Here is a 23,465-nt window from a genome sequence, read left to right on the forward strand (position 1 = left end):
TTGTGGATAAGGAACACAGGAGCCACCCCCATGGGCTGCATGCCATGGGGGGCGAAAGGCGACATGACGGACCGGATGAGCCTGAAGGTTTTCTTTTGAGTGTAACTATCTGTTTTATCAGTATTTATTATCGGACGAATTATTGATGTCAGAGGTTCAGTCGTCAGCGCCCGCGGAAAGTTGGTTTGATCGCCTTTCCAACAAGATACTGTCACTGCGCGGTGCCAGTTATATCGTTGGGGCAATAGGCCTGTGCGCCCTGCTTGCCGCGACCACGGTTACGCTGTCGGTAAATGAACAGCTGATTGTGGCATTAGTGTGCGTTGTGGTCTTTTTTATCGTCGGTCGGCGCAAAAGCCGTCGGACGCAGATCTTTCTCGAGGTGCTTTCGGCGCTGGTGTCCCTGCGTTATCTGACGTGGCGGCTGACCGAAACACTGGATTTCGATACATGGCTCCAGGGTACATTGGGGGTCACGCTGCTTCTGGCGGAACTGTACGCGCTGTACATGCTGTTCCTCAGCTATTTCCAGACCATTTCCCCCCTGCACCGCGCGCCGCTGCCCCTGTCTCCCAATCCGGAAGACTGGCCCACGGTCGACATCTTCATCCCGACCTATGACGAAAGCCTGGGCATCGTGCGTCTGACGGTGCTGGGCGCGCTTGGTATCGACTGGCCACCGGACAAGGTGAACGTCTATATCCTTGATGACGGCAAGCGTGAGGAATTCGCCCGCTTTGCCGAAGAATGCGGTGCCCGCTACATTGCCCGTCCCGATAACGCGCATGCCAAGGCCGGTAACCTGAACTACGCCATTCAGCATACAAGTGGCGAATACATCCTGATTCTGGACTGCGATCACATCCCGACCCGTGCGTTCCTGCAGATCTCGATGGGATGGATGGTCGAGGACAAGAAGATCGCCCTGATGCAGACGCCGCATCACTTCTATTCCCCCGATCCTTTCCAGCGTAACCTGGCCGTCGGTTACCGCACGCCGCCTGAAGGCAACCTGTTCTATGGTGTCATTCAGGATGGCAACGACTTCTGGGATGCGACCTTCTTCTGTGGTTCCTGTGCCATCCTGCGCCGCAAGGCCATCGAAGAGATCAATGGTTTCGCAACCGAGACCGTGACGGAAGATGCCCATACCGCCCTGCGCATGCAGCGCAGGGGGTGGTCGACCGCCTATATGCGCATTCCGCTGGCCAGCGGGCTGGCGACGGAGCGCCTGGTCACGCATATCGGGCAGCGTATGCGCTGGGCCCGTGGCATGATCCAGATCTTCCGCGTGGATAATCCCATGCTGGGGCCGGGCCTGAAGCTGGGGCAGCGGCTTTGCTATCTTTCGGCCATGACGTCGTTCTTCTTCGCCATTCCGCGTGTCATCTTCCTTGCCTCCCCGCTGGCCTTCCTTTTCTTCAGCCAGAATATCATCGCGGCCTCCCCCCTGGCGGGGCTGGCCTACGCCATTCCCCACATGTTCCATTCCGTTGCCACGGCGGCAAAGGTGAACAAGGGATGGCGCTATTCATTCTGGAGTGAAGTGTACGAAACCGTCATGGCGCTGTTCCTGGTGCGGGTGACCATCGTCACGATGATGTTCCCCTCGAAGGGCAAGTTCAACGTGACGGAAAAAGGTGGCGTTCTGGAGAACGAGGAATTCGACCTTGGTGCCACATATCCGAACATCATCTTTGCGGTCATCATGGCGATTGGCCTGATGCGCGGGCTGTTTGCCCTGGCCTTCCAGCATCTGGACATAATTTCAGAGCGTGCCTACGCACTCAACTGTGTCTGGTCCGTGATCAGTCTCATCATCCTGCTTGCGGCCATTGCCGTCGGCCGTGAGACCAAGCAGATCCGCCACAGCCATCGTGTCGATGCGCGAATTCCGGTAACGGTTTATGATTACGAAGGGAATTCCAGCCATGGCATCACGCAGGACGTGTCCATGGGTGGTGTGGCCATTCATATGCCGTGGCGCAATGTGACACCGGACCAGCCGGTGCAGACCGTTGTCCACGCCGTGCTGGATGGTGAGGTGGTCAATCTCCCCGCTACCATGATCCGCTGTGCGAATGGCAAGGCGGTCTTTACCTGGAACATCACCTCCCTCCCGATTGAAGCCTCTGTCGTCCGGTTCGTGTTCGGTCGCGCCGATGCCTGGCTGCAGTGGAATGATTACGAGCATGATCGGCCGTTGCGAAGCCTGTGGAGCCTGATCCTCAGCATCAAGGCGCTGTTCCGCAAGAAGGGTCGGATGATGATCCATAGTCGCCCGCAAAATAAACCCATTGCACTGCCTGTTGAGCGCAGGGAGCCAACAAGCAGTCAGGGTGGTCAGAAACAGGAAGGAAAGATCAGTCGTGCGGCCTCGTGATATGAAAATGGTGTCCCTGATCGCGCTGCTGGTCTTTGCAACGGGAGCGCAGGCTGCGCCGGTTGCATCCAAAGCGCCAGCCCCGCAGCCTGCGGGCGATAACCTGCCGCCCCTGCCCGCCGCGGCACCGGCCGCCGCGGCAGCCCCGGCCGGGCAGCAGCCTGCTGGCGCCGCCAGTGCGGCACCTGCCGTCGATCCGGCCGCTGCCAGCGCCGCCGATGCCATGGTGGACAATGCGGAGAATGCGACCGGCGTCGGTTCGGATGTGGCGACCGTGCATACCTATTCCCTGCGCGAACTTGGCGCGGAGAACGCGCTGACCATGCGTGGCGCGGCCCCCCTGCAGGGGCTGCAGTTCGGTATTCCGGGCGACCAGCTCGTCACCTCGGCGCGGCTTGTCGTGTCGGGTGCGATGTCACCCAATCTCCAGCCCGATAACAGCGCGGTCACGATTACGCTGAACGAGCAGTATATCGGCACGCTCCGGCCTGACCCGTCACATCCGGCCTTTGGTCCGCTTTCCTTTGACATCAACCCCATCTTCTTTGTCAGCGGCAACCGGCTGAACTTCAATTTCTCGGCAGGGTCGAAAGGATGCACCGACCCGAGCAACGGATTGCAGTGGGCCAGCGTGTCCGAGCATTCGGAACTGCAGATCACCACCATACCGCTTCCTCCCCGTCGTCAGCTGTCGCGGCTGCCGCAGCCGTTCTTTGACAAGAACGTAAGGCAGAAGACGGTCATTCCGTTCGTCCTTGCACAGACATTTGATGCTGAAGTGCTCAAGGCTTCCGGCATCCTGGCGTCCTGGTTCGGCCAGCAGACCGATTTCCGCGGCGTGAACTTCCCCGTATTTTCCACCATTCCGCAGACAGGCAATGCCGTTGTGGTGGGTGTTGCCGATGAACTGCCTTCCGCGCTGGGGCGTCCGGCCATCAGCGGGCCGACCCTGATGGAAGTGGCCAACCCGTCCGATCCCAATGGCACGATCCTGCTGGTAACGGGCCGGGACCGCGATGAAGTCATTACCGCAAGCAAGGGCATAGGCTTCAGCTCCAGCACGCTGCCGGTTGCCGCGCGCATGGATGTGGCGCCGATTGACGTGGCCCCCCGCGCCCCCAACGACGCGCCGTCCTTCATCCCGACCAGCCGGCCTGTCCGGCTGGGTGAACTGGTGCCGGTCAGTGCCCTGCAGGGCGAAGGCTATACCCCCGGCGTGCTTTCCGTGGCGTTCCGCACGGCGCCTGACCTGTATACCTGGCGCGACCGGCCGTACAAGCTGAACGTGCGCTTCCGGGCGCCCGACGGGCCGATCGTGGACCTGGCGCGTTCGCATCTGGACGTTGGTATCAACAATACCTACCTGCAGTCCTATTCCCTGCATGAAAAGGACAGTGTGGTCGACCAGCTGGTCCAGCGTTTTGGCGGCCGGGGCCAGACCAGTGGCGTGCAGCAGCATACGCTGACCATTCCGCCGTGGATGGTGTTCGGTCAGGATCAGCTGCAGTTCTATTTTGATGCGGCCCCCCTGACCCAGCCCGGCTGCCGTCCCGGCCCCAGCCTGATCCACATGTCGGTTGATCCGGATTCCACGATCGACCTGTCCAACGCCTATCACATCACGCGCATGCCCAATCTGGCCTACATGGCCAGCGCGGGGTATCCGTTCACCACCTATGCCGACCTGTCGCACTCGGCCGTGGTGCTGCCGGACCATCCCAATGGTACGGTTGTCAGCGCCTATCTTGACCTGATGGGCTTCATGGGGGCGACGACGTGGTATCCCGTCTCGGGTCTGGACATCGTTTCCGCGGATCATGTGAATGATGTGGCGGACCGGAACCTGATCGTCCTGTCCACGCTGGCCAATAGCGGGGAGGTTTCCTCCCTGCTGTCGAACTCGTCGTACCAGATTGCCGACGGGCGCCTGCACATGGGGATGCGCTCCACCCTGAGTGGGGTGTGGAACATCTTCCAGGACCCGATGGCCGCCATCAACAATACCCATCCGACCGAGGTCGAGACGACCCTGAGCGGTGGCGTGGGCGCGATGGTGGAAGCGGAATCCCCGCTGGCATCCGGACGCACGGTTCTTGCCCTGCTCTCGGCTGACGGGCAGGGGCTGGACAATCTGGTCCAGATCCTCGGGCAGCGTAAGAACCAGGCCAAGATTCAGGGCGACCTGGTGCTTGCCCATGGGGATGACCTGACATCGTACCGCAGTTCGCCCCTTTATACCGTTGGCACGCTGCCGATGTGGCTCATGCCGGACTGGTATATGCATAACCATCCCGTTCGCGTGATCGTGGTGGGGCTGTTCGGATGCCTGCTGGTTGTGGCCGTGCTGGTTCGTGCCCTGTTGCGGCATGCACTGTTCCGCCGGCGGCAGCTGCAGGAAGAAAGGCAGAAATCGTGAGCATGAACAGACGCTACGTCTTTTCCCTTTCTGCCGGCCTGCTTGCCAGCAGTTGCATGACCGTGCTGGTGGCGGTGCCACTGGCGCGCGCGCAGCAGGCCTCCACGGCCATGACCGGTACCCAGGCTTCGGGCGGGTCGGCGGCGCCACGGCAGATCCTGCTGCAGCAGGCCCGGTTCTGGCTTCAGCAGCAGCAGTATGACAATGCCCGTCAGGCCCTGCAGAATGCCCAGCGCGTGGCGCCGGATGCGCCGGATGTCCTGGAGGTACAGGGCGAATACCAGACGGCGATCGGCAACCGGGAAGCGGCAGCCGATACGCTGCGCCACCTCCAGCAGGTTGCGCCCGGCAGTACGGCCGCCAACAGCCTGAGTGACCTGTTGCACGAGCGTTCCATCTCGACATCCGACCTGTCGCAGGTGCGTTCCCTTGCCGCATCCGGGCATAACGCGCAGGCGGTGCAGGGGTACCAGAAGCTGTTCAATGGCGGTAAGCCGCCGCATTCGCTTGCGGTGGAATATTACCAGACCATGGCAGGCGTTCCGGCCGAATGGGATCAGGCCCGGGCCGGGCTTGCCGGTATCGTGGCATCCAATCCACAGGATTATCATGCCCAGCTCGCATTTGCGCAGGCGCTGACCTATAATACGGCGACCCGTATGGAAGGTCTGGCGCGGCTCAAGGACCTGCAGGGTTTCCGCAGCCAGGCTCCGGTCGAGGCTGCGGCCGCCAGCCAGTCCTACCGGCAGACGCTGAGCTGGCTGCCGGTAACGCCCACCACGCAGCCGCTCATGCAGCAGTGGCTGGATAGCCATCCCAATGATACCGAACTGCGTGAGCATATGGTCCACCCGCCCGGCGGCCCGCCGGACAAGGCGGGTCTTGCGCGTCAGGCGGGTTATCAGCAGCTGAATGCCGGCCGTGTTGCCGCAGCCGAGCAGTCCTTCCAGTCCGCGTTACAGATCAATTCCCATGATGCCGATTCACTTGGCGGCATGGGACTGGTCAGCATGCGGCAGGGTGACGCAGCCGAAGCCCGCCGCTATTTCCAGGAAGCGATGGCGGCCGATCCCAAGACGGCGGATCGCTGGCGCCCGGCCCTGGCCGGCATGGAAATCAGCGGTGACTATGCCGCGGTCCGCCAGCTTATTGCCGCCCACCAGTATGATGCGGCCAAGCAGCGCCTGTCCGCGCTGGCACGCCAGTCCGGCCAGTTTACCGGCGCCACGCTCATGCTGGCCGACCTGCAGCGCACGACCGGCCAGATGGGTGCGGCGGAGCAGGAATACCAGTCCGTTCTGGCACGCGACCCGAACAGCCAGCTTGCCCTGATGGGACTGGCGCGGGTGGAGATGGCGCAGGGCAAGACGGCGGAAGCCCGCCAGCTGCTGTCGCGTGTCGGATCGCAGTATGCGACCCAGGTCGGGGAAATCGAGGTGACGGGCCTTATGGCCGCCGCCTCGCAGACATCGGATTCCGCGCGCAAGGTCTCGATCCTGCGCGAAGCCATGGCCCAGGCACCGCGTGACCCATGGGTGCGGATCAATCTGGCCAATGCCCTGCAGCAGCAGGGGGACATGGCGGAAGCCAATCGGGTCATGCAGCCCATCCTGTCCAATCCCGTGACGGCGCAGGACCGACAGGCCGGTATCCTGTTTACCTATGGCAGTGGCAATGATGCGATGACACGCCGCCTGCTGGCTGGCCTGTCGCCCGAGGACTATTCCCCCGCCATCCATGCCATTGCGACGGAAATGGAGATCAAGCAGGATCTGGCCAGCCGCCTGTCCATGGTGGCGAACCCGGTTCCGCTGATCCGTGAAGCCCTTTCGCCGCCCGACCCGACGGGCGCGCGTGGCGTGGCCGTGGCTGATCTGTTCCGTCAGCGTGGCGACATGATTCATGCCCGCATGGCCCTGCGCATTGCCTCGACCCGCACGCTCGATCTTTCGGCGGACCAGCGTCTGGCCTACGCCACCGAATACATGAAGATCAGCAACCCGGTTGCGGCCGCCCGCCTGCTGGCCCCGCTGGGTGACGGCAGTGGCACGGGGGCGGGCAATGCCCTGCTTCCCGAGCAGGTACAGACGCTGCAGCAGCTGCGCATGGGGATTGCCGTGGCCCAGTCCGACCTGCTGAACCAGCGCGGCGATCAGGCGCAGGCATACGATCACCTTGCTCCGGCCCTGCAGGCCGATCCGGAAGCGACATCGCCCAAACTGGCGCTGGCGCGGCTTTACAATGGTCAGGGCAAGTCCGGCAAGGCGCTGGAAATCGATCTGGCCGTGCTGCGGCACAACCCGCAGGATCTGGATGCGCGCCAGGCAGCGGTGCAGGCTGCCGTCAATAGCGGCCGCAAGAGCCTGGCCACCCGCCTTGCCATGGATGGTGTGCAGGAAAGCCCGATGGATGCGCGTGCCTGGCTGGCCATGGCCGTGGCCGATCAGGCCGATGGCCATGGCCACCGGACCATCAGTGACCTGCGCCGCGCCTATGACCTGCGTCTGCAGCAGGTGGAAGGCACGCGGGCGGTGGCAAGCGGGACGGGTGAGCAGGAATCGCTTGAACCCCCGTCCAGCAACCCGTTTCGCCACCATGGCTATGGACGCCAGACGGAACTGGGCGCACCGGTTACGGGTGGCTCCTACAGCATGGAGGCAACGTCTCCCGAAGCATCGGACCAGATGCTGTCCTCCATCGCCGGGCAGATCACCACGCTGCGGGAAAACCTGGCCCCCTCCATCGATGGCGGTCTGGGGTTCCGGTCGCGTTCGGGTGAGCACGGCATGGGCCGCCTGACCGAAGCGAACATTCCCATCGTGGGGCGCCTGCCGCTGCAGGCGGGTGAGTCCAGCCTGACCTTCTCGATCACGCCAACCATGATCTGGTCGGGACAGCTCAATACCGGTTCGGTCTATGATGTGCCGCGCTTTGGCACCGACATGGCAACACAGGCGTATAACCAGTACGTCAGTTACATAAGCCAGAACAATTCCAGCAGCACCCTGCATAGCGAACTTGTCAAGGGTGGCGAGGCCGAGGCCGGTTTTGCGCCAGACGTGCAGTTCGGCAACAGCTGGGTGCGGGCGGACCTGGGGGCATCGCCCATCGGCTTCCCCATCACCAACGTACTGGGCGGTGTGGAATTCTCGCCGCGTGTCGGACCGGTTACCTTCCGCGTCAGCGCGGAACGCCGCTCCATCACCAACAGCGTGCTGTCCTATGGTGGCATGCGCGACCCCAACTACAACACGACACTGGGCCGCTATGCCCGCCAGCTTTATGGCAAGGAGCTGAGTTCCCAGTGGAGTGAGGAATGGGGCGGGGTCGTGACCAACCACTTCCATGGTCAGGTTGAGGCAACGCTGGGCAACACCATCGTATATGGTGGCGGTGGCTATGCCATCCAGACCGGCAAGCATGTGCAGCGCAATGACGAGCGCGAGGCGGGCATCGGTGTCAACACGCTGGTCTGGCACAATGCCAACATGCTGGTCCGCATCGGTGTCAGCCTGACCTATTTCGGCTATGCCAACAACCAGGACTTCTATACCTACGGGCAGGGTGGCTACTTCTCGCCGCAATCCTATTACGCGGCGACCGTACCCATCCGGTATGCGGGGCAGCACAAGCGGCTGGACTGGGACGTGACGGGCAGCGTTGGCTACCAGGTGTTCCATGAACACTCGTCCCCATTCTTCCCGACGTCTTCCCTGCTGCAGTCTGGCGCGCAGTACATTGCTGACTCGTATGTGCAGAACGCAACCAGTTCCGACTATCTCTCACAGGAGACGGTCAACAGCGCCTATTATCCCGGAGATAGTATTGCTAGTCTTACGGGTGGCTTCAATGCTAGGGTAGGGTATCGATTTACACACAATCTTCGTCTTGATCTGTCGGGGCGCTGGCAGAAGGCCGGTAACTGGACTGAAAGCGGCGCCATGATTTCCGCACACTATCTTATTATGGACCAGTAATGACAACTTTCAACGCAAAACCGGACTTTTCCCTGTTCCTGCAGGCCCTCTCCTGGGAGATTGATGATCAGGCCGGGATCGAGGTGAGGAATGACCTGTTGCGCGAGGTCGGTCACGGCATGGCCGGTCGGCTGCAGCCTCCGCTGTGCAACACCATTCATCAGCTGCAGATCGAGCTGAACTCGCTGCTGGCCATGATCAACTGGGGCTATGTGCAGCTTGAACTGCTGCCCGAGGACCATGCCATGCGCATCGTCCATGAGGACCTGCCCCAGGTGGGCAGCGCGGGCGAGCCGGCCGGCACATGGCTGGCCCCCGTGCTCGAAGGGCTGTATGGCCGCTGGATCACGTCGCAGCCGGGTGCCTTTGGCGATTATGTCGTCACCCGCGATGTGGATGCGGAGGATCTCAACTCCGTTCCCAGCCAGACGATCATCCTGTACATGCGCACCCGCAGCAGCAGCAACTGAACCATCGGGCCCGGTATCCTGATCCGGCCGGTCGCAAACCCTGCCCACAGGCATGTACCGGCCTGTTGGCAGGGTTTTTTGCATGGGGGTGCGTATATTCCATGCGCAGGTTTGCGCTGGATCATGCGGGGCGGGGGGAAAGTGCTTCACTGTATTGCCGTGGCCGGCCACGCCTGATCCATCATATGCCGCGATGTGACTTTATGTAACCGTCAAGGAGGAACAAGCCGCATGAAACCATCCCGCAAGTCATTCCTGCTTTCCGCCGTGGCGTGGGGGCTGGTGGCCGCGCTGCCCGCCCATGCCCGCCACGCGGCCACGGCTGGTGACCCGGCCGATGACCAGGCGCGGCAGGTGCTCGCGCATATGAGCCTTCAGGACAAGATGGCCCTTCTGTTCAGTGTGGACGGGGGGGGCTTCAATGGCAGTGTCGCACCTCCGGGGGGGCTGGGTTCAGCGGCGTATCTGCGTGCCCCGGCGGGTTCGGGCCTGCCGGACCTGCAGATATCGGATGCGGGGCTTGGCGTGCGCAACCCCGCGCATATCCGGCCCAATGGTGCGGCGGTTTCCTTGCCATCGGGTCTGGCCACGGCCAGCACATGGGATGTGGACATGGCCCGGCAGGCAGGTGAAATGATCGGGCGCGAGGCCTGGCTGAGCGGGTTCAACATCCTGCTGGGCGGTGGTGCCGACCTGACGCGCGACCCGCGTGGCGGCCGCAATTTTGAATATGCGGGGGAAGACCCGCTCCAGACAGGGCGGATGGTGGGCAGCACCATTGCCGGCATCCAGTCGCAGCATGTGATTTCCACGCTCAAGCATTACGCGATGAACGACCTTGAGACATCGCGCATGACCATGAGTGCTGATATCGACCCCGTGGCCATGCGTGAGAGCGACCTGCTGGGTTTCGAGATTGCGATTGAAACCGGGCATCCCGGTTCCGTCATGTGTTCGTACAACCGGGTGAATGACCTGTATGCGTGTGAAAACCCGTACCTGCTGAACACGACGCTGAAGCAGGACTGGCATTACCCCGGCTTTGTCATGTCCGACTGGGGCGCCACGCATTCCTCCGCCCGTGCGGCGCTGGCGGGGCTGGACCAGGAATCGGCTGGTGACCATGCCGATGCGCGCCCCTATTTCACCGCCCTGCTGGCGGCGGATGTAAAGGCGGGGCGTGTGCCCGTCGCCCGTATTGACGACATGGCGCAGCGCATTGTCCGCTCCCTGTTCGCGGCGGGGCTGGTGGCCCATCCGCCGCAGCGCGGGCCGCTGGATGTGGTGACCGACACCCTTGTGGCCCAGCGTGATGAGGAAGAAGGCGCGGTCCTGCTGCGCAACGAAGGGGGTATCCTGCCGCTTTCCCCCACCGCGCGCATCGCGGTCATTGGCGGGCATGCCGATGCGGGCGTGATCTCGGGCGGCGGGTCCAGCCAGGTCGATCCCATCGGGGGTGAGGCGGTCAAGGGACCGGGCAAGAAGGAATGGCCGGGCGATCCGGTCTATTTCCCGTCATCCCCGCTCAAGGCCATGCGGGCCGAAGCCCCCAACGCGCACATCACCTATGAATCCGGCACCAATATCGCCGCCGCCGTGCGCGCCGCGCGGGCGGCCGATGTGGCGGTCGTGTATGCAACGCAGTTCACCTTCGAGGGGATGGACGCGCCCAGCATGCACCTTGATGCCAATGCCGACGCGCTGATCACAGCCGTGGCCGCGGCCAACCCGCGTACCGTGGTGGTGATGGAAACCGGTGACCCGGTGCTCATGCCATGGAACAGCAGCGTTGCGGGCGTGCTGGAGGCATGGTTCCCCGGTTCCGGCGGTGGGCCGGCCATTGCGCGCCTGCTGTTTGGCAAGGTTGCGCCCTCGGGCCACCTGACCATGACCTTCCCGCAGGCGGAAAGCCAGTTGGCCCATCCCGATATTGCCGGTGTGACGGCGGACAACGTGTTCGAGATGCAGTTCAAGACCGATCAGGAACTGGTCTATGACGAAGGCAGCGACGTGGGCTACCGCTGGTTTGACCGCAACCATCTCAAGCCGCTCTATCCCTTCGGTTACGGTCTGACCTACACCACGTTCAGCACCGATGGCCTGGCGGTGCACAGGCATCATGATGCGGTGACGGTCACCTTTACCGTACATAATACCGGCAACCGCCCCGGTGTGGATGTGCCGCAGGTCTATGTGGGCCTGCCCGATGGCGGGGCACGCAGGCTGGCGGGCTGGCAGCGGGTTAGTCTGGCACCGGGTGAAAGCCGTGCGGTGACGGTACAGCTTGATCCGCGCCTGCTGGCGCATTTTGACGGGAAGAAAGACCGCTGGAGCATTCCTTCGGGCACATTCCGGCTGTGGCTTGGCACGTCCGCCACGGATGACAGCCAGCAGGCAAGCCTGCACCTGTCCGGTCGCACCTTCGCGCCCTGATGCCGTCATGAAAGGCGGGTACCGCTTCGGGCCGGGACTGGCGGTGGTGGTCCTGCTGATGGCGGCCATCCCGGCCTGCGCCGCGTCCGTGCCGGATACCCCGCTGAACCGGGCGCGGGCGCAGATGGCGGTGCAGGAACTGGAAATCACGCTGCTGACCCACCCCAGCGCGACCCTGGCGCTGGAGGACTGGTGCGCCACCCATCATATGGCGGACAGGCCGGTTGTTACGGCGCGCAAGATGACGCTGGCGCGGCCGGATGACGTGCCGCCTGCGGTACGGGCCGATCTGGGTGTCAGTGCCGCACAGCCGGTGCGGCACCGGCAGGTGCGGCTTGTCTGTGGCACGCATGTGCTTTCGGTGGCTGATAACTGGTATGTGCCTGACCGGCTTCCGGCGGAAATGAATGCCATGCTGGAACGGACCGATGCATCATTCGGCCATGTGGTGGCGCCGCTGCATTTTTCACGTATCCGGCTGGAATTCGTCCGCCTGTGGTCACCCTGGCCCGGTGCGGCTCCGGCGCGCCTGCTGGCCGTGCCGGCGGCGATCATCCGCCAGCGCGGGGTGCTGCGCGACGAACATGGCCAGCCCTTCAGCGAGGTTGTGGAAACCTATACCGATCAGGCCCTGGATTTCCTGCCCGCTCCCTGATGGCCTGCATTGTGGTGTGGAGGGTGGCGAAGCGGCCTGAAAATCATGAAAAGTTTCTGGTGAAGCCTTTTTTCAGGAAGCTTCAGGAAACGCCGTCTTTTTGAAAGAAGGCGGCATCCGGAAACGTTTATCATTCCTTGACCGGGAACATGCCCATGACCGACCTGAGAGATCCCGCCACCCCCGCCGATGACGTGCGGCGCGTTCTGGGCCTGCAGCCCCACCCCGAAGGCGGCAGCTACCGTGAAATATGGCGTGATGCCCCCGCCGGTGGCACGCGGGGCGCGGTCTCAACCATTACCTTCCTGCTGGCGGCGGGCGAGCGTTCGCACTGGCACCGGGTGGATGCGGCGGAAATCTGGTGCTGGCAGGGCGGCAGCCCGCTTGTGCTGGAAATTGCCGCAGGCCCCGGCGCGCCGGTTGCGCGGATTGTGCTTGGCCCCCAGCCACAACAGGGGCAGGTGCTGCAGGCGGTCGTGCCCGCCGGTGCATGGCAGGCGGCGGCAAGCCAGGGGGCATGGAGCCTTATGGGCTGCCAGGTCGCCCCTGCTTTCCAGTTCAGCAGTTTTGAACTGGCGGCCCCCGGCTGGTCACCCGAAGGTGCTGGCGCATGAATGGCCCGGTCACACCCCGATGGCTTATCTGGGCGCGTGAACTGCAGGCGCTGGCGCAGAGCGGCCTGGCCTATGCCGAAAGTCCGTTCGACCGTGAACGCTATGAAGGCATTCGCCAGATTGCCGCCGAGATGATGGCCACGGGCAGCGATGCGGACATGGCGCGCGTGCTGGAGCTGTTTACGGCGCAGGATGGCTACGCCACGCCCAAGGCGGTGGTGCGGGCGGCCGTGTTTGATGACCGCGGGCGTATCCTGCTGGTGCGCGAGGTGCTGGACCACGACCGCTGGACCCTGCCCGGCGGCTGGGCGGACGTCAATCTTTCCCCCGTGGAGAATACGGTCAAGGAAGTGCGGGAGGAAAGCGGCTTCGATATCCGCGTAACCCGCCTTGCCGCCGTGTGGGACCGGGACCGGCAGGGTCATCCGCCGGGTCCTTTTTCATGCTACACGCTGTGTTTTCTGTGTGAACTGACGGGTGGTGTTGCGACAACCAGTGTCGAGACATCGGAGATCGGCTGGTTTGCCGAGGATGATATTCCCGCCGACCTGTCGCTGGGCCGGGTGCTGCCCCAGCAGATTGCGCGCCTGTTCGCCCACCGGCGCGATGCCGGATTGCCTACGGATTTTGACTGAGGGCGCTTCAAAGTAACCGAATGATAAAGAATAAAAGTTTTTGGGTGCTGCCTTTTTTCAAAAAGGCAGCATTTTCTGAAGCTTTTTGAAAAAAGCTTCACCAAAAACTTTCTTTCCATTTTCAGGACGTTTCAAAGGCAGGATTCTGGAGCGCTACACGCATTCGGATATGGTGCAGGCCATTGAAAAGTCCGTGAAGATTTCCATATCCATTACAAATTGTAATTCACGACATTTCAACAGGCACAGGAACAGCCCATGACAGAACAGACAACCTCCCCCACGCCGGAAGCCACGGGCGAACAGCATGAGTTCAGCGCCGAGGTCGGCCGCCTGCTCGACCTTGTGGTCCACGCGCTTTATTCCGAACGTGAAATCTTCCTGCGCGAACTGGTTGCCAACGCGGCCGATGCGACCGACAAGCGCCGCTTCGAGGCCCTGACCGATGGCGCGCGCGCCCTGCCCGAAGATGCCAAGATCCGCATCAACCCCGACAAGGACGCCCGCCTGCTGACCATCACCGATGATGGCGCGGGCATGAGCAAGGAAGAACTGGCCCGCAATCTGGGCACCATCGCCCGCTCCGGCACCCGCGCCTTTGGCGAGGAACTGGCCAACGCCAAGCCCGAGGACAAGCCAAGCCTGATCGGGCAGTTCGGTGTCGGCTTCTATGCCGCCTTCATGGTGGCGGACAGGGTGGACGTGGTCTCGCGCCGCGCGGGCAGTGACGAGGCCTGGCAGTGGTCCTCCACCGGCAAGGGCAACTACACCATCAGCCCCGCAACCCGTGAAAAGCCGGGCACCGACATCATCCTGCACATCAAGGAAGATGCGAACGACTTCCTTGATTCGTGGCAGCTTGAAAGCATCGTGCGCAAATGGGCCGATCACATTTCGTGGCCGATCACTATCGTCAAGGATGGCGAGGAAACCCCGGCCAACAAGGGCACGGCACTGTGGCGCAAGCCGCGTGGCGGCATCGAGGAAGAGCAGCTTAACGAGTTCTATCGTCACGTCAGCCATAACTTCGATACCCCCTGGGCCACGCTGCACTGGCATGCCGAGGGGACGATGGAATTCTCGGCGCTGCTGTTCATTCCCGGCAGCAAGCCCTTCGAGTTTGCCGAGCCGGTGCGCGAGAGCCAGATCCGCCTGCATGTCCGCCGCATGTTCATTACCGATGATGCGGGGCTGCTGCCGCCGTGGCTGCGCTTTGTGACCGGTGTGGTCGATACCGAGGACCTGCCGCTCAACGTCTCCCGCGAGATGCTGCAGGCCACGCCGGTGCTGGCGCGTATCCGCAAGGCGGTGACCAACCGCGTGATCTCCGAACTCAAGACCCGCGCGAAGGATGAGGCGGATTTTGACAAGTTCTGGGATAATTTCGGCCCCACCTTCAAGGAAGGGATATGGGATGACGCCGAGCACCGCACGGAACTGGCCACCATTGCCCGCTTCCGTTCCAGCACGCAGGAAGGCTGGACCACGCTTGATGCCTATCTGGAACGCAAGAAGCCCGAGCAGGAAGCGATTTACTACCTGACCGGCGACCGCACGGAAATGCTGCCGTCTTCGCCGCAGCTTGAAGGCTTCCGCGCCCGTGGGATCGAGGTGCTGCTGCTGTCCGACCCCGTGGATTCCTTCTGGCCCGACCGGCTGGGTGTGTACAAGGACACACCGCTGCGCAATATCAGCCAGTTCCACACCGATCTGGAAAAGTTCGGCGCCCCGGAAGAAACGGCGGATGAGAAGGCGGCACTGGACGTTGTCATCCCGGCACTGAAGGAAGCGCTGGGCGATGCGGTGTCGGATGTGAAGGGCACCAATCGGCTGGTCAACAGCGCGGTCGTGCTGGCGGCCCCCGAATCCGGGCCGGACCTGCAGATGATCCGTCTGATGAAGCGCAGCGGCCAGCAGGTGCCGGACACGGCCCCCGTGCTGCAGGTCAATCCCGGCCATCCGCTGATCGCCGATCTGGCGGAACGGGTGAAGAATGGCGACCCGGTGCAGGATATTGCACTGGTGCTGATGGACATGGCTCGCATTCAGGACGGCGAAAGCCCGAAGGACCCGACCGGCTTTGCCCAGCGCCTGACCGCCATCCTGACACGCCTGCCGCTGACGGACGGCCCGCAGGGCTGAACACAGCCCCGCAGCCGGAGTAATCTGAACTGCCCCGCCATGCTGGCCGCATGGCGGGGCAGTCCTGCCTGAATCATGGAAAAGTTTTTGGTGAAGCTTTTTTCAAGAAGCTTCAAAGAACACCGTCCTTTTTGACAAAGGTGGCTCCTGAAAACGCCTGTTATTCTTTCTCAACAGGTTTCGTTGCCACCAGAATGAGCATGGGTGGCCGACGCACTGTATCTTCCAGATCAGGCCGGGCCTGCAGTATCGCGGCAGGCGGGCAGGGTTCGGCCAGATGGCGGAGCTGGAAGCCGCATGCGATCAGCGTGTTGACGTAGGTTTCCATCGTGCGGTGGTATTTGATCACCCCATCGACAAACCACGACGTGCTGCGTGCCCCTTCCTGCTGGTAGCGGTCGAGTGGCCAGTGCAGCTTGTTGCCATCCGCATCGCGGACCCATCCCACGGGGTGGGCGGTCTGGACCGGGTGCTCGACGGAAAAGATGAAGGTGCCGCCGGGCCTGAGGCAGTCGAAAACGCGCCGCACCACGGCCCTGTAATCCGCGATGTAGTGCAGGGCGAGGGATGAAACCGCAAGGTCGAATGCCACCGGCGGCATCGCGCAGTCCTCGATGGAACCGTGTATGTAGGTAATGGCCGGATCCTGTGTCAGCGCGCATGCGGCTTCGATCATGTTTGCCGATACATCCAGCGCCGTGACCCGGGCCGCGCCCTGTGCGCGGGCATGGCGGGCAAAATCCCCGAACCCGCATCCAAGGTCGAGTACGGTCCTGTCCCGCAGGTCGGGCAGCAGCGCCCGGATTGCCGGGATTTCCAGCGCACCGTTAAGGCCGGTATCCTTTTCACGAAGGGTACGGTACCCTTCAAAAAAACGCGGATCGTCATAAATGTTCTGCGGTGATGGGGCAGGCACCGTGTTATGGTCTTCGTGTGATGAGGTCATGTATCATGTCTCCCTTGGTGGACTCGGTGGTCATCCAAGGCGATCACGGACGGGCATGGACCCGCATGGGTCATGCAACCGCCAGTTCTCTTTTATCCGGACTGTAACCGTCGGCCCTGGCATTGCACCAGATCTGCTGACCCCGGCGCGTGCCGGGCGCTCGCGGGCTTCAGGCCATGGGCCTGTTACCGCCGGTAGGGACTTCCACCCCGCCCCGAGAACACAGGCCGTCAGGATAGGGGCAGGCCGAGACCGGGCGCAAGCGTGTGGAGCTATTGGCAATCCGGTTGTATGATGGGTGCCGCACGGGAATGGGACCTGCGGCCCGTCGGGAAAAAAGCGCGTGGTATTATCCGGGATGGGGCTTGAATAACAGCCTGCCGGATGTTTCCCTGCGCTCCCTTTTGTGTGTTCTGGTTTTTTGATGGCGGCACGTATTATATGAAAATCGATAACGTCTCCTATCGCAGCGTATGGGTGGATGCGGATGATGGCTGGTCAGTCCATATCTTTGACCAGACCCGCCTGCCATGGTCGCTGGATATCCTGCGCCTGACCGGGCGCGACCAGGTGGCGCATGCCATCCGCACCATGCAGGTCCGTGGCGCGCCGCTGATCGGTGCGGTGGCGGCCTACGGGTTGGCGCTGGCGCTGCGTCAGGACAGCAGTGATGAAGCGATGGAGCGTGACGCGGCGCTGCTGGCGGCCACACGCCCCACGGCGGTCAACCTGGGCTGGGCCATCCGGCGCATGCTTACCCGCCTGCGGACCACGCCGCCCGAACGCCGCATGGCCGCGGCGTATGACGAGGCCGGGCGCATCTGTGACGAGGACGTGATCCAGAACGAGGCCATCGGCCGGCAGGGACTGGAACTGATCGAGGGAATCGCACGCAGCCGCCCCGGCCCGGTCAACATCATGACCCACTGCAACGCGGGCTGGATTGCCACCGTGGACTGGGGCACGGCGCTTGCGCCCATCTACATGGCGCATGACCGCGGCATTGACGTGCATGTATGGGTGGACGAAACCCGCCCGCGCAACCAGGGTGCGTCGCTTACCGCATGGGAACTGGGCCGCCATGGCGTGCGGCATACGGTCATCGCCGATAATGCGGGTGGGCACCTGATGCAGCACGGGCAGGTGGATATGGTGATCGTGGGCACCGACCGCGTGACCCGCACGGGGGATGTGGCCAACAAGATCGGCACCTATCTCAAGGCGCTGGCGGCCCATGACAATGGCGTGCCGTTCTGGGTGGCGTTACCCTCCACCACCATTGACTGGAGCATCAGCGACGGTGTGAAGGAAATTCCCATCGAGGAACGCAGCGACCGTGAAGTCACCCACATCCAGGGGCGTGATGACACGGGGCATGTGACCACCGTGCAGCTTGTGCCCGATGGGAGCAAGGGCGCCAATCCGGCCTTTGACGTAACGCCCGCGCGCCTTGTGACCGGGCTGATAACCGAACGTGGCCGCTGCCCCGCCACGGCGGACGGGCTGTGCGACCTGTTTCCCGAATACGTCTGAGCAGGGCGGCACCGGGTAAGGCTGTTCACCTAATAACCTTGACACGGGCGGGCGGGATTGGCTTTGTCGCGCCTGCAACCGGGTGTGGCCCCATGGGGCGCATCCCCCAAATCTGGTAGAATCAGGACAAGATCATGCATCCCTATCGTACCCATAGCTGCGCGGCCCTGCGGGCTGCCGATGCCGGGCATACGGCCCGCCTTTCCGGATGGGTACACTCCAAGCGCGATCATGGCGGCCTGCTGTTCATTGACCTGCGTGACCATTTCGGCATGACGCAGATCGTGATCCCCGCGGGCTCCCCCGTGCTGGAAACGGCCGAGCGCGTGCGTGTGGAAAGCGTGCTGACGGTCACGGGTGAAGTGGTGCTGCGCGATGGCGCGACAAAAAACCCCAACCTGCCCACCGGCGAGATCGAACTGCGCGCGCGTGAGATCACGGTGCAGTCCAGCGCCGACGTGCTGCCGCTGCAGGTCGCGGGTAACGAGCATTACCCCGAAGACCTGCGCCTGACCTACCGCTACATCGACCTGCGGCGTGAAAAGGTGCACCGCAACATCATGCTGCGTGCACAGGTCATCGCCAGCCTGCGCAAGCGGATGACGGACCTTGGCTTCGTGGAGTTCCAGACCCCGATCCTGACCGCGTCCTCGCCCGAAGGGGCCCGCGACTTCCTGGTGCCCGCGCGCATGCACCCCGGCAGGTTCTATGCCCTGCCGCAGGCCCCCCAGCAGTTCAAGCAGCTGGCGATGGTGGCGGGGTTTGACCGTTATTTCCAGATCGCACCCTGCTTCCGTGACGAAGCGGCCCGCGCCGACCGCTCGCCGGGTGAGTTCTACCAGCTTGATTTCGAGATGGCGTTCGCAACGCAGGAAGACGTGTTCGCAACCCTTGAGCCGGTGATGGAAGGCGTGTTCCGTGAATTCGGTGGCGGCCGCATTGTCAGCGAAGGGCCGTTCGAGCGCATTCCCTACGCCACGGCCATGGCCGTCTATGGCAGCGACAAGCCCGACCTGCGCAACCCGCTCAGGCTGTCGGACGTGACCGAAGCCTTTGCCGGCTCCGGCTTTGGCCTGTTTGCCCGCATCGCGGCCGATGGCGGCCAGATCCGCGCCATCCCGGCTCCCGGCGCGGGCGACCGGCCGCGTGCGTTCTTTGACAAGCTGAACAACTGGGCGCGCGAATCCGGTGCCGGTGGGCTGGGCTACATCATCTTTGCCGAAGATGGTGGCAAGGGACCGATCGCCAAGAACCTTGAGGCCGACCGTATCGAGGCCATCCGGGCAAAGACGGGCCTGAAGGCAGGCGATGCCGTGTTCTTCGTCGCGGGCAAGGGAGACGAGATGGTCAGGTTCTCCGGTGCGGTGCGCACGCGCGTTGCCACCGAACTGGACCTGATCGAACAGAACGCCTTCCGCTTCTGCTGGATCACGGATTTCCCGATGTACGAGCGCAATGAGGAAACGGGTCAGATCGACTTCTCCCACAATCCGTTCTCCATGCCGCAGGGGGGCATGGACGCGCTGCTCAACCAGGACCCGCTGACCATCAAGGCTTTCCAGTACGATATCGTGTGTAACGGCATCGAACTGTCCTCTGGTGCGATCCGTAACCACCAGCCTGATGTCATGATCCGTGCGTTCGAGATTGCGGGCTATCCGGCCAGCGAGGTCGAGGCCCGCTTTGGTGGCATGCTCAACGCCTTCCGCTATGGCGCGCCGCCGCATGGTGGTTCGGCCCCCGGCGTGGACCGTATCGTGATGCTGCTGGCCGATGAGCCGAACATCCGTGAAGTGATCCTGTTCCCGCTCAACCAGCAGGGCGAGGACCTGATGATGGGCGCGCCAGCCCCGGTCGAGCCGCAGCGGCTCAAGGAACTCTCGCTTGCCCTTGACCTGCCGCGTCCCAAGCCCGGCCAGACCAAGAACTGACCTGCATGCGCCCCCCCATCCCCCGGCCCGTCCGTACCGGATGGCGGACCCGTGGCCGGGTGGCGGTGGCGGTATCGGCCCTGTGTCTGTGCCTGTGGCATGGCCCTGCCGGGGCCGCTCCCGTCATGGCGGCGCACCGGGCGGTGTATGACCTGACGCTGGCGGCCGTGAGCGGTGGGGATGTTGTGACGGCGGAGGGGAAACTGACCTTCGTGCTGTCGGACATGTGTACGGCCTGGTCCACCCAGCAGCAGCTGCACCTGCGCACGGTGGACCGCAACGGGACCGAATCGGTCAGCGATTCGGATTACGCGGTGCTGGAGGACAAGGACGGCTCATCCCTCGTCTTCCGCGCCGACCAGACGGAAAACGGCCACCCCGCCCCCCGCATGGCGGGCGAGGCCCATATGCGCCCCAGAGGGGGGGCCGGTTCCGTGCATTACACCGCCCCGGCACCGCATGACGTGGCGCTGCCCGCAGGCACGCTGTTCCCGGTGGCGCATACCGCCGCCGTGATCGCGGCGGGGCAGGCAGGGCAGGGGGAAATAGCGCCCATCCTGTTTGATGGCACGGTGGATAGTGGCGCACTGGGCACCTATGTGCTGCTGCTGGGCCGCGAGGCGCCCCCCGTCGCCACGTCCTTTCCCGCACTGGCGGACCTGCCGGCGCAGCGGGTGCATGTGGCCTATTACAACCTGGCCACACGCGACATGACGCCGCTGTTCGAGACCGGCATGCGCTATTTCACCAATGGTGTGGCCGACCGGGTGGATATGGATTTCGGCCAGTTCCGCATGGCGGGCACGTTGCGCGAACTCCGCCTGCCGCCCGTGCCGGGCCATTGCGCCACGCCACGGCTCAGGCCATAGCATCAGCCAGTGTAATGGCCAGCGGCACATGGTCCGAGGGCTGGGGCTTTCCCCGTTCATCGCGCGCGGGCAGGGCGGTCAGCAGCCGTTCGGCCACGCGCGGCGAGAGCAGGGCATGGTCGATCCGCAGCCCGCTGTCACGCTGCCAGGCGGCGGCCTGATAATCCCAGAACGTATAGAAGCGCCCGGCAGGGTGCAGGGCGCGCAGCGCGTCGGTCAGTCCCAGCCACAGCAGGCGGCGGAAGGCGGCGCGGCTTTCGGGGCGGACCAGCGCATCGGTGGGGGGCAGGGCGCCGGGGGCGCAGTCCTCATCGGTGGGGCAGACATTGTAGTCCCCCATCAGCACGAAATCCTGGCCCGCCTGAAGCAGGCCACGGGCATGAAGGGCCAGTGCCTCCATGAAGGCCAGCTTGGAGTCGTAGCCGGCACTGCCGCCGGAATTGCCATTGGGCAGGTACAGGTTGCCCACCACCAGCCCGCCCGTGCGGATCTCCACATAACGGGCCTGCGGGGGGGTGGTCTCCCAGCCGGGCAGGGCGGTGTGCGTGACCGTAAAGGGCTGGCGGGCCAGCATGGCCACGCCGTTATAGCTTTTCTGCCCGACAGCGGTGCATTCATATCCCGCCTTGCGGAACGCATCGGCGGGGAACAGGTCGGTGGCGCACTTGATTTCCTGCAGCGCCAGCACGTCCGGCTGTTCGCGGGCAAGGTAGTCCAGCACATGGTCACAGCGCTGGCGGATGGAATTGACGTTCCAGGTAACGAGTTTCATCATTCAACCGAAAAGCTGGTGCCACACCCGCATGATGACGCGGCATTGGGGTTGCGCACGGTAAAATGCGCGCCCATCAGGCTGTCATTGAAATCCAGCTCGGCACCGGCCAGCAGGTCCAGGCTGGCGGGGTCCACCAGCACCCGCGCCGTGCCGGCGGGGATGACGATGTCATCGGCGGCCACGCTGTGGTCCAGTGCGAATTTGTACTGGAACCCGTTGCATCCCCCCGCTTCCACCGCAACCCGCAGCGCGGGTTCGCCATCGGGGGCGGGGGGCTGTTCATCCAGGATTTCACGCAGGCGGCGCGCGGCCGATTCCGATACACGGAAGCCATCGGCGGCGGGGGCAGGGGGCTGGGACATCGGGCTTCACCATGGTCAATGCGGCGCGGCGGGGCGGGATCATGTTGGCCACGGGGCGCGCGCGGGTTATGGATGGAGGGCGGCCGCATCCCGTGCCGTCCCATCCATGGCTGGATCCTGATCTTATATGAGTACTGCACCCTATGCTGTCCAGCCCGCCACCGCCCGTGGCAGGCTTTACCCCGAAGCCGAGGCCCCGACCCGCAGCCCGTGGCAGCGCGACCGGGACCGGGTCCTGCATTCGGCGGGTTTCCGCACGCTTCAGTACAAGACGCAGGTATTTCTCAATCACGAGGGGGATTTCTTCCGTACGCGCCTGACCCACTCGCTGGAGGTGGCGCAGGTGGCCCGCTCCATAGCACGCCGGCTGGGGCTGGAGGAGGACCTGACCGAAGGGCTGGCGCTGGCCCATGACCTGGGCCACACCCCCTTTGGCCACGCGGGGGAGGACGCCCTGGCCGCCGCCATGAAGCCATGGGGCGGGTTTGACCACAATACCCAGTCTCTGCGGCTGGTTACATTGCTGGAGCGGCGGTATTTCGCCTTTGACGGGCTGAACCTGACATGGGAAATGCTGGAGGGACTGGCCAAGCATAATGGCCCGGTGGACCATCCCACCGCCTATCTGGCCCGGTATGCCGCCCGCCACCGGCTGGAACTGGGTAGCTATGCCTCCGCCGAGGCGCAGGTCGCGGCCCTGTCCGATGATATCGCCTATCATGCCCATGACCTGGATGACGGGCTGCGCGCGGGACTGCTGCATATCGAGGAACTCGAGACCCTGCCCGTGGTGCGTGAAGCCCTGGCCGAGGCCCGCCGCGCCCAGCATGAGGCAACGCATGACGGCGGCAATAACGATCCCCGCCTGCGCCATGAGACCATCCGCCGGGTCATCAACACGCTGGCCATGGACCTGATCCGCCAGACCCAGCGCAATCTGGAGCGCCTGGCACCCCGCAGCGCGGATGACATCCGCCACGCGGCCCGTCCGGTCGTGGCCTACAGCCCGGAAATTGGCGCGGCCAATCTGGAAATCCGCAAATTCCTGTATGCCCGGCTGTACCGGCACTGGCGCGTCAACCGCATGGCGCGCAAGGCACGGCTTACGGTCGAATCGATCTTCACCATCCTTTCGGAAAACATGACCCTGCTGCCCGATGGCTGGCGCGAATCCGCCCTGGCCGCGCGTGACGCGGATGACATGGCGCGTGCGTGCCGCGTGGTGGCGGATTATATTGCCGGTATGACCGATCGCTGCGCGATGGAGGAATATCGACGGTTGACGGACCTGTCCTCGCCGGGGTGAAACACGCGCAGCACGCCT

At 63.6% G+C, this 23,465-nt stretch carries 16 protein-coding genes and 1 riboswitch; of the genes, 13 read left to right on the forward strand and 3 right to left on the reverse strand.

Annotated features, from left to right (window positions below):
- Positions 1 to 145 precede the first annotated feature (145 nt).
- From bcsA to htpG, 9 genes are all read left to right on the forward strand, one after another.
- Positions 146 to 2,383: a UDP-forming cellulose synthase catalytic subunit gene (bcsA, locus tag CFR78_RS06385; RefSeq protein ID WP_110581040.1), complete on the forward strand. Its 2,238-nt coding sequence runs from the start codon at positions 146 to 148 to the stop codon at positions 2,381 to 2,383.
- Positions 2,370 to 4,799 carry a cellulose biosynthesis cyclic di-GMP-binding regulatory protein BcsB gene (locus tag CFR78_RS06390; protein WP_225063452.1) on the forward strand — a complete coding sequence of 810 codons (2,430 nt, stop codon included), beginning with the start codon at positions 2,370 to 2,372 and terminating at the stop codon, positions 4,797 to 4,799. Before bcsA ends, CFR78_RS06390 begins: the two co-directional genes overlap by 14 nt.
- Before the next feature lie 2 nt (positions 4,800 to 4,801).
- On the forward strand, positions 4,802 to 8,776 hold the full coding sequence (locus CFR78_RS06395; RefSeq protein ID WP_110581041.1) for a cellulose synthase subunit BcsC-related outer membrane protein: 3,975 nt from the start codon (positions 4,802 to 4,804) through the stop codon (positions 8,774 to 8,776).
- The gene (gene bcsD, locus CFR78_RS06400; protein WP_007399074.1) at positions 8,776 to 9,246 is read left to right on the forward strand and encodes a cellulose biosynthesis protein BcsD; all 471 of its coding nucleotides are present in this window, start codon (positions 8,776 to 8,778) and stop codon (positions 9,244 to 9,246) included. The genes CFR78_RS06395 and bcsD overlap by 1 nt, the downstream gene beginning before the upstream one ends.
- Before the next feature lie 231 nt (positions 9,247 to 9,477).
- Positions 9,478 to 11,679: a beta-glucosidase gene (locus CFR78_RS06405; protein WP_007399076.1), complete on the forward strand. Its 2,202-nt coding sequence runs from the start codon at positions 9,478 to 9,480 to the stop codon at positions 11,677 to 11,679.
- Between the two features lie 7 nt (positions 11,680 to 11,686).
- Positions 11,687 to 12,334, forward strand: a complete 648-nt coding sequence (locus CFR78_RS06410; protein WP_034929072.1) for a hypothetical protein — start codon at positions 11,687 to 11,689, stop codon at positions 12,332 to 12,334.
- Positions 12,335 to 12,489: 155 nt separating this feature from the next.
- On the forward strand, positions 12,490 to 12,948 hold the full coding sequence (locus CFR78_RS06415) for a cupin domain-containing protein (RefSeq protein ID WP_034929325.1): 459 nt from the start codon (positions 12,490 to 12,492) through the stop codon (positions 12,946 to 12,948).
- The gene (locus tag CFR78_RS06420; protein WP_034929075.1) at positions 12,945 to 13,583 is read left to right on the forward strand and encodes an NUDIX hydrolase; all 639 of its coding nucleotides are present in this window, start codon (positions 12,945 to 12,947) and stop codon (positions 13,581 to 13,583) included. Before CFR78_RS06415 ends, CFR78_RS06420 begins: the two co-directional genes overlap by 4 nt.
- A 258-nt stretch (positions 13,584 to 13,841) precedes the next feature.
- Positions 13,842 to 15,725, forward strand: coding sequence for a molecular chaperone HtpG (gene htpG / locus CFR78_RS06425; protein WP_034929078.1), 1,884 nt, complete (start codon positions 13,842 to 13,844; stop codon positions 15,723 to 15,725).
- Between the two features lie 160 nt (positions 15,726 to 15,885).
- Here htpG and CFR78_RS06430 read toward each other — a convergent pair whose 3' ends face one another.
- On the reverse strand, positions 15,886 to 16,671 hold the full coding sequence (locus CFR78_RS06430; protein WP_034929081.1) for a class I SAM-dependent methyltransferase: 786 nt from the start codon (positions 16,669 to 16,671) through the stop codon (positions 15,886 to 15,888).
- Between the two features lie 80 nt (positions 16,672 to 16,751).
- A riboswitch (FMN riboswitch) is annotated at positions 16,752 to 16,897 on the reverse strand.
- Positions 16,898 to 17,112: 215 nt separating this feature from the next.
- On the opposite strand from CFR78_RS06430, the gene mtnA reads away from it, so the two are divergent.
- The 3 genes from mtnA (at position 17,113) to CFR78_RS06445 (ending at position 21,004) form a co-directional block, all read left to right on the forward strand.
- On the forward strand, positions 17,113 to 18,204 hold the full coding sequence (gene mtnA / locus CFR78_RS06435) for an S-methyl-5-thioribose-1-phosphate isomerase (RefSeq protein WP_034929328.1): 1,092 nt from the start codon (positions 17,113 to 17,115) through the stop codon (positions 18,202 to 18,204).
- 134 nt (positions 18,205 to 18,338) lie between these two features.
- Complete coding sequence (gene aspS, locus CFR78_RS06440) at positions 18,339 to 20,135, forward strand: aspartate--tRNA ligase (RefSeq protein WP_110581042.1); 1,797 nt, start codon at positions 18,339 to 18,341, stop codon at positions 20,133 to 20,135.
- A 5-nt stretch (positions 20,136 to 20,140) separates the two neighbouring features.
- Positions 20,141 to 21,004 (forward strand): EipB family protein, encoded by an 864-nt coding sequence (locus CFR78_RS06445; protein WP_051672035.1) that lies wholly within the window; start codon positions 20,141 to 20,143, stop codon positions 21,002 to 21,004.
- Here CFR78_RS06445 and CFR78_RS06450 read toward each other — a convergent pair.
- Positions 20,994 to 21,779, reverse strand: a complete 786-nt coding sequence (locus CFR78_RS06450) for an exodeoxyribonuclease III (protein WP_007399089.1) — start codon at positions 21,777 to 21,779, stop codon at positions 20,994 to 20,996. The genes CFR78_RS06445 and CFR78_RS06450 overlap by 11 nt on opposite strands.
- Positions 21,776 to 22,141, reverse strand: a complete 366-nt coding sequence (locus CFR78_RS06455; protein ID WP_034929092.1) for a HesB/IscA family protein — start codon at positions 22,139 to 22,141, stop codon at positions 21,776 to 21,778. Before CFR78_RS06455 ends, CFR78_RS06450 begins: the two co-directional genes overlap by 4 nt.
- 127 nt (positions 22,142 to 22,268) lie before the next feature.
- Between CFR78_RS06455 and CFR78_RS06460 the strand changes: the two genes are divergently transcribed.
- On the forward strand, positions 22,269 to 23,447 hold the full coding sequence (locus CFR78_RS06460) for a deoxyguanosinetriphosphate triphosphohydrolase (protein ID WP_007399092.1): 1,179 nt from the start codon (positions 22,269 to 22,271) through the stop codon (positions 23,445 to 23,447).
- The last annotated feature ends 18 nt before the right edge of the window (positions 23,448 to 23,465 follow it).

The sequence above is a fragment of the Komagataeibacter rhaeticus genome, from assembly GCF_003207855.1.
Taxonomy (GTDB): domain Bacteria; phylum Pseudomonadota; class Alphaproteobacteria; order Acetobacterales; family Acetobacteraceae; genus Komagataeibacter; species Komagataeibacter rhaeticus.

Excerpts from the sequence above, each read along its gene's own strand:
- bcsA (WP_110581040.1), top strand. The coding sequence starts at position 146 with ATGTCAGAGGTTCAGTCGTCAGCGCCCGCGGAAAGTTGGTTTGATCGC.
- CFR78_RS06395 (WP_110581041.1), top strand. The coding sequence starts at position 4,802 with ATGAACAGACGCTACGTCTTTTCCCTTTCTGCCGGCCTGCTTGCCAGC.
- bcsD (WP_007399074.1), top strand. The coding sequence starts at position 8,776 with ATGACAACTTTCAACGCAAAACCGGACTTTTCCCTGTTCCTGCAGGCC.
- CFR78_RS06405 (WP_007399076.1), top strand. The coding sequence starts at position 9,478 with ATGAAACCATCCCGCAAGTCATTCCTGCTTTCCGCCGTGGCGTGGGGG.
- CFR78_RS06410 (WP_034929072.1), top strand. The coding sequence starts at position 11,687 with ATGAAAGGCGGGTACCGCTTCGGGCCGGGACTGGCGGTGGTGGTCCTG.
- CFR78_RS06415 (WP_034929325.1), top strand. The coding sequence starts at position 12,490 with ATGACCGACCTGAGAGATCCCGCCACCCCCGCCGATGACGTGCGGCGC.
- CFR78_RS06420 (WP_034929075.1), top strand. The coding sequence starts at position 12,945 with ATGAATGGCCCGGTCACACCCCGATGGCTTATCTGGGCGCGTGAACTG.
- htpG (WP_034929078.1), top strand. The coding sequence starts at position 13,842 with ATGACAGAACAGACAACCTCCCCCACGCCGGAAGCCACGGGCGAACAG.
- CFR78_RS06430 (WP_034929081.1), bottom strand. The coding sequence starts at position 16,671 with ATGACCTCATCACACGAAGACCATAACACGGTGCCTGCCCCATCACCG.
- mtnA (WP_034929328.1), top strand. The coding sequence starts at position 17,113 with ATGAAAATCGATAACGTCTCCTATCGCAGCGTATGGGTGGATGCGGAT.
- aspS (WP_110581042.1), top strand. The coding sequence starts at position 18,339 with ATGCATCCCTATCGTACCCATAGCTGCGCGGCCCTGCGGGCTGCCGAT.
- CFR78_RS06445 (WP_051672035.1), top strand. The coding sequence starts at position 20,141 with ATGCGCCCCCCCATCCCCCGGCCCGTCCGTACCGGATGGCGGACCCGT.
- CFR78_RS06450 (WP_007399089.1), bottom strand. The coding sequence starts at position 21,779 with ATGATGAAACTCGTTACCTGGAACGTCAATTCCATCCGCCAGCGCTGT.
- CFR78_RS06455 (WP_034929092.1), bottom strand. The coding sequence starts at position 22,141 with ATGTCCCAGCCCCCTGCCCCCGCCGCCGATGGCTTCCGTGTATCGGAA.
- CFR78_RS06460 (WP_007399092.1), top strand. The coding sequence starts at position 22,269 with ATGAGTACTGCACCCTATGCTGTCCAGCCCGCCACCGCCCGTGGCAGG.